Source organism: Streptomyces sp. PU-14G (genome assembly GCF_041028275.1).
Taxonomy (GTDB): domain Bacteria; phylum Actinomycetota; class Actinomycetes; order Streptomycetales; family Streptomycetaceae; genus Streptomyces.
This window is the reverse complement of record NZ_JASKYT010000418.1, coordinates 1-5363: the sequence shown is the minus strand read 5'-3', so window position 1 is coordinate 5363 and position 5363 is coordinate 1. Positions and strand designations below refer to the sequence as shown.

The window sequence follows — 5363 nt, the reverse complement described above, 5'->3', positions numbered from 1 at the left end:
TGGCGCCCCTGGCTCCCCTGGAACCCGCCGAACTGCTGGCGCTCGACCGGCGGCACGTGTGGCACCCGTACGCCCCGATGCCCGGGATCGCCGAGCCGCTCGTCGTGGAGTCCGCTTCCGGGGTGCGGCTGCGGCTGGCGCAGGAGGCGTACGGGCAGCGGGAGCTGGTCGACGGCATGTCGTCCTGGTGGTCGGCCGTCCACGGCTACAACCACCCGGTGCTGAACGAGGCGGCCCGCGAGCAGCTCGGCCGGATGAGCCATGTGATGTTCGGGGGCCTCACGCACGAGCCCGCCGTGCGGCTGGCGGAGCGGCTGGCCCGCCTGACCCCCGACGGTCTGGAGCACGTGTTCCTGTCCGATTCGGGCTCCGTCGCCGTCGAGGTCGCGGTCAAGATGTGTTTGCAGCACTGGCGTTCGCTGGGCATGCCGGGCAAGCGGCGTCTGATGACCTGGCGGGGCGGCTACCACGGTGACACCTGGCAGCCGATGTCGGTGTGCGACCCGGAGGGCGGCATGCACCACCTGTGGTCGGGTGCGCTGCCCGTCCAGGTGTTCGCCGAAGCGCCGCCCTCCGGCTTCGACGCCGAACCTGACGAGGAGTACCTCGCCCGGCTGCGGGGACTGGTGGGGCGGCACGCGCACGAGCTGGCCGCCGTCATCGTCGAGCCGGTCGTCCAGGGCGCCGGCGGCATGCGCTTCCACTCCCCCGCCTATGTGCGGGCGCTGCGCGAGGCGTGCGACGCACACGACGTGCTGCTCGTACTCGACGAGATCGCCACGGGCTTCGGCCGCACGGGCGAGCTGTTCGCGGCCGGGCACGCCGGGGTGGTGCCGGACGTGATGTGCGTCGGCAAGGCGTTGACCGGCGGTTACCTGTCCATGGCGGCGACCGTGTGCACGCCGCGCGTGGCGGAGGGGATCGCACGCGGGTCGGTACCGGTGCTGGCCCACGGTCCGACGTTCATGGGCAACCCGCTGGCGTCCGCCGTCGCCGGCGCCTCGTTGGACCTGCTGCTGTCCCAGGACTGGAAGGCGCAGGTGCGCCGGATCGGCGACGGGCTGCGTGCCGGGCTCGCCGAGGCCGCCGGGCTGCCGGGGGTGCGGGAGGTGAGCGTACTGGGCGCCATCGGTCTCGTCCGCCTCGACCACGAGGTGGACCTCACCGCCGCCACCCGCGCCGCCGTACGGGCCGGGGTGTGGCTGCGGCCGTTCCGCGACATGGTGTACGCGATGCCCCCGTACATCACCGCCGACGAGGACGTCGCACGGATCGCCGCCGCCATGTGCGCGGCGGCGCGGGAAGCATGAGAGCGGAGAGGCTGGGCGGAGCGATGCGTGGTGTGCTGTGCGTCTCGGGCGCGGGGACGGAGATCGGAAAAACGGTGACCACCGCGGCGGTGGCGGCGTGCGCGCTGCGCACGGGACGGTCGGTGGCCGTGCTCAAACCGGCGCAGACCGGCGTGGGGGCGGGTGAAGCCGCAGATGTGGCCGAAGTCGGGCGGCTCGTGGGAGAGAACCGGATCACCGGGGTCGAACTGGCGCGCTACCCGGACCCGTTGGCTCCGCAGACCGCCGCCCGGCGGGCCGGCATAGCGTGCCTGCCGGCGCGGGAGATCGCGGACGCCGCGGAGAAGCTGGCCGCCTCGCACGATCTCGTGCTGGTGGAGGGTGCGGGCGGGCTACTGGTGCGGTTCGACGAGGAGGGCTCGACGCTGGCGGACGTGGCCCGGCTGCTGGCCGCGCCGGTGCTCGTCGTCGTCCAGGCGGGGCTCGGCACGCTCAACACTGCGGCGCTGACGGCCGAGGCGCTGCGGGCCCGGCGGGTGCCGGGGGCCGGCATGGTGATCGGTTCCATGCCCGCCGAGCCGGGACTGGCCGAGCGCTGCAACGTGGCCGACCTCCCCCGCTACGCCGGCCTTCCGCTGGTGGGCGCCGTCCCCGAGGGGGCGGGCCGGCTGGCGCCCGAGGCCTTCCGCGCCGCCGCTCCCGGCTGGCTCGCCCCTTCCCTCGGCGGCTGCGCCTTGGCGCCGGAGACCGCAGACGCGCCCTGACGCCCTGACGCGCGGTCCGGAGCACGGCCCCTCACAGGGTCCAGGTGCGCAGTTAGGCGGCGATGGCGGGCAGCCCCGGTGGAAAGGGCAGGCGACGGGGGCCCGCCTCAGGGGCAGAGCGGTCCACCAGGCAGAACGGCATGGCAGCCGGCCACAAAAACATGGTGCTATCCACCACATGAGTGAACTGCGCATCCGCCCCGCGGGCGAGGGGGACATCGACCAGGTGCTGGCCTTCTGGCGCGAGGCGGCCGAGGGCACCAGCGTGAGCGACGACCGGGACGGAGTCGCCCGGCTGATCGCCCGCGATCCCGAGGCGCTGCTGCTGGCCGAGCACGACGGACAACTCGTGGGAACGGTGATCGCCGGCTGGGACGGTTGGCGGTGTTCCCTCTACCGGCTGGCCGTCCTGCCCTCCCACCGGCGCCGGGGCGTCTCGCGGGGGCTGCTGACGGCCGCGGAGGAGCGGTTCGCCGCGCTCGGCGGGCGGCGCGGCGACGCCATGGTGTTGGACGACAACGAGCGGGCACACCGGGCCTGGAAGGCCGCGGGTTACGCTCCGCAACCCCAGTGGAGCCGCTGGGTGAAGTCCCTCACCGGCTGAGGCCCGACCGGGAAACGCCCCGGTCAGCGGGGGAACCCGGAAGCCGTTCGGCCCGTTTACGATGGAAACACCGCCGGACCTGCGCTGCGCAGGCCCGGCGCCGTCATCACAAGTGAAAGGTGTGAGCGTCCGCCCATGGGCGACCCTCCTAGTTGCATCCCCCCACACGTCGTGCGGCCGATGCCCTCACGACACCGCGCGTGCCCGCGCCTCCTGGCCCACCATGGGGAGGAGGTGAAGGAGCGTTGATGGAAGTCCTCCTGCTGCTCGTGGCGCTGCTGCTGGCGCTGGCCTGCGGTGGCTTCGTCGCGGCGGAGTTCTCCCTCACGACCGTCGAGCGCAGCGAACTGGAGCGGGCGGAGCAGCGTGGCGAACGCGGCGCCAAGAGCGCGCTGGCGGCCGTGCGGTCCCTCACCTTCCAGCTCTCCGGCGCCCAGCTGGGCATCACCGTCACCAACCTGGTGGTCGGCATGCTCTCCGAGCCGTCCATCGCGGCGCTGATCGCCGGGCCGCTGCGCTCGCTGGGCGTCCCCTCCTCGGCGTCCTCGTCCGTCGCCCTGGTGCTCGGCACCGCCCTGTCCACCGTCGTGCTGATGGTGATCGGTGAGCTGGTGCCCAAGAACTGGGCGATCTCCAAGCCGCTGCCGGTGGCCAAGCGGGTCGCGACGCCGCAGCGCGTCTTCTCCGCCGCCTTCCGCCCGCTGATCCGGCACCTGAACAACACCGCCAACCGCATCCTGCGGCGGATGGGTCTGGAGCCCACCGAGGAGCTGGCCTCGGCCCGCTCGCCGCAGGAGCTGGTGGCGCTGGCGCGGCACTCCGCGAAGGAGGGCGCGCTGGAGGAGGACACGGCCGATCTGTTCGTGCGCACCCTGCACCTGGCGGAGCTGACGGCGGAGAACGTCATGACGCCCCGGGTGCAGGTCACCTCGCTGGAGGTGGCGGCGACGGTGGAGGACGTCGCCAACGCCACCCGCGCCACCGGGCTGTCCCGTTTCCCCGTCTACCGGGGCAACCTGGACACCGTCGTCGGGATCGTCCGGATCAAGGACGTACTGGCGGTGCCCGCCGAGCAGCGACCGCGGCGCCCAGTGACCGAGCTGATGCGCGAGGCGCTGCTGGTGCCCGAGTCGCTGACGGTCGACCGGCTGCTGGACCAGCTCTCCGGCGGCGACCGCAGCATCGCGGTCGTCATCGACGAGTACGGCGGCACGGCAGGTGTCGTCACCCTGGAGGACATCATCGAGGAGGTCGTCGGCGAGGTCCGCGACGAGCACGATCCGCTGGAGACACCCGACCTGGCCCCGGCCGGGGAGGACGCCGAGGGCCGGCGGATCTACGAGGCGGACGGTGCGGCCCGCACCGACCAGCTGGAGGCCATCGGGCTGCGCGCCCCGGAGGGCCCCTTCGAGACGCTGGCGGGTCTGATAGCCACCGAGCTGGGCCGGATCCCGGCCGCCGGCGACACGGCGACGGTCGCCGGCTGGCGGATCGAGGTGACGGACGCGTCGGGGCGGCGGGCAGCGCAGGTGCGGCTGCACAGCCCCAGGCCGGGTGAGGACCCGGCGCAGGCGGACGGCGACGAGTGGGCGGAGGCACGGCGATGACGGCGATCCAGCTCATCATCGGACTGCTGACACTGGTGGTCAACGCGTTCTTCGTCGGAGCGGAGTTCGCGATGATCTCGGTGCGCCGCGCCCAGATCGAACCCCTGGCCGAGGACGGCGACAAGAAGGCACGCAAGGTGCTGTGGGGCCTGGAGCACGTGGCGCAGATGCTGGCCGCGGCCCAGCTCGGCATCACCCTGTGCACGCTGGTGCTGGGCGTGGTCGCCGAGCCCGCGATCGCCCACCTGCTGGAGCCGGTCTTCCACGCGATGGGCGTGCCGGACGGGGTGGCGCACGGCGTCTCGTTCGTGATCGCCCTGTCGCTGGCGACGTACCTGCACATGCTGCTGGGTGAGATGGTGCCCAAGAACATCGCGCTGGCGGGGCCCGAGCGGGCCGCGCTGCTGCTGGGCCCGCCGCTGGTGGCGCTCTCGCGGGCGCTGCGCCCGGTGATCTTCGCGGTGAACTCGTTCGCGAACGGGCTGCTCAAACTGATCCGCGTGGAGCCCAAGAGCGAGGTCGAGGCGGCGTTCTCGGACGACGACCTGGCGCAGATGGTCGCCGACTCCAGCGAGGCCGGGCTGCTGGACGACCGTTCGACCGAGCGGCTGCGCGACGCCCTGGAGCTGGGCAGGCGGCCGGTCGGCGACGTGGCGCAACCGCTGCCGAAGGTGGTGACCGCGGGCCGGGGTGTGACGCCCGAGGGCCTGGAGCGGCTCTCGACCGAGTCCGGGTTCTCCCGCTTCCCCGTGGTCGACGACGACGGTCGCGTGCTGGGCTATCTGCACGTCAAGGACGCGCTGGACGCCTCGCCGCGCGAGGCCCCGTTCCCGCTGACCGCCATGCGGCCGATCGCCCGCGTGCGGGCCTCGCTGCCGCTGGACGACGTGCTGGGCGCGATGCGGTCCAGCGGTACGCACCTGGCCGCGGTGACGGGCCCGGACGGGCGCGCCGCCGGTGTGGTGACCATGGAGGACGTCCTGCGGGAGTTGGTCGGCCAGCCGTAGCCCCCACCGTGGGGCGGTGCCCGTTGCCCCGAGGGCGAGAGTCGTTGCTCGGGGCAACGGGTTACCATGGGCGACCGTGACCAGCGCAGCCC

5 protein-coding genes are annotated in these 5363 nt (G+C 73.4%); all 5 read left to right on the top strand.

Annotated elements, in window-relative coordinates; all coding sequences use genetic code 11:
- Positions 1 to 8: 8 nt before the first annotated feature.
- The 5 genes from AB8Z75_RS30380 (at position 9) to AB8Z75_RS30360 (ending at position 5271) form a co-directional block, all read left to right on the top strand.
- On the top strand, positions 9 to 1310 hold the full coding sequence (locus AB8Z75_RS30380; protein ID WP_369207602.1) for an adenosylmethionine--8-amino-7-oxononanoate transaminase: 1302 nt from the start codon (positions 9 to 11) through the stop codon (positions 1308 to 1310).
- The gene (gene bioD / locus AB8Z75_RS30375) at positions 1307 to 2053 is read left to right on the top strand and encodes a dethiobiotin synthase (protein WP_369207600.1); all 747 of its coding nucleotides are present in this window, start codon (positions 1307 to 1309) and stop codon (positions 2051 to 2053) included. The genes AB8Z75_RS30380 and bioD overlap by 4 nt, the downstream gene beginning before the upstream one ends.
- A 178-nt stretch (positions 2054 to 2231) precedes the next feature.
- Complete coding sequence (locus AB8Z75_RS30370; protein ID WP_369207598.1) at positions 2232 to 2657, top strand: GNAT family N-acetyltransferase; 426 nt, start codon at positions 2232 to 2234, stop codon at positions 2655 to 2657.
- 245 nt (positions 2658 to 2902) lie between these two features.
- Positions 2903 to 4264 carry a hemolysin family protein gene (locus AB8Z75_RS30365; RefSeq protein ID WP_369207596.1) on the top strand — a complete coding sequence of 454 codons (1362 nt, stop codon included), beginning with the start codon at positions 2903 to 2905 and terminating at the stop codon, positions 4262 to 4264.
- The gene (locus AB8Z75_RS30360) at positions 4261 to 5271 is read left to right on the top strand and encodes a hemolysin family protein (RefSeq protein WP_369207594.1); all 1011 of its coding nucleotides are present in this window, start codon (positions 4261 to 4263) and stop codon (positions 5269 to 5271) included. The genes AB8Z75_RS30365 and AB8Z75_RS30360 overlap by 4 nt, the downstream gene beginning before the upstream one ends.
- Positions 5272 to 5363: the final 92 nt, after the last annotated feature.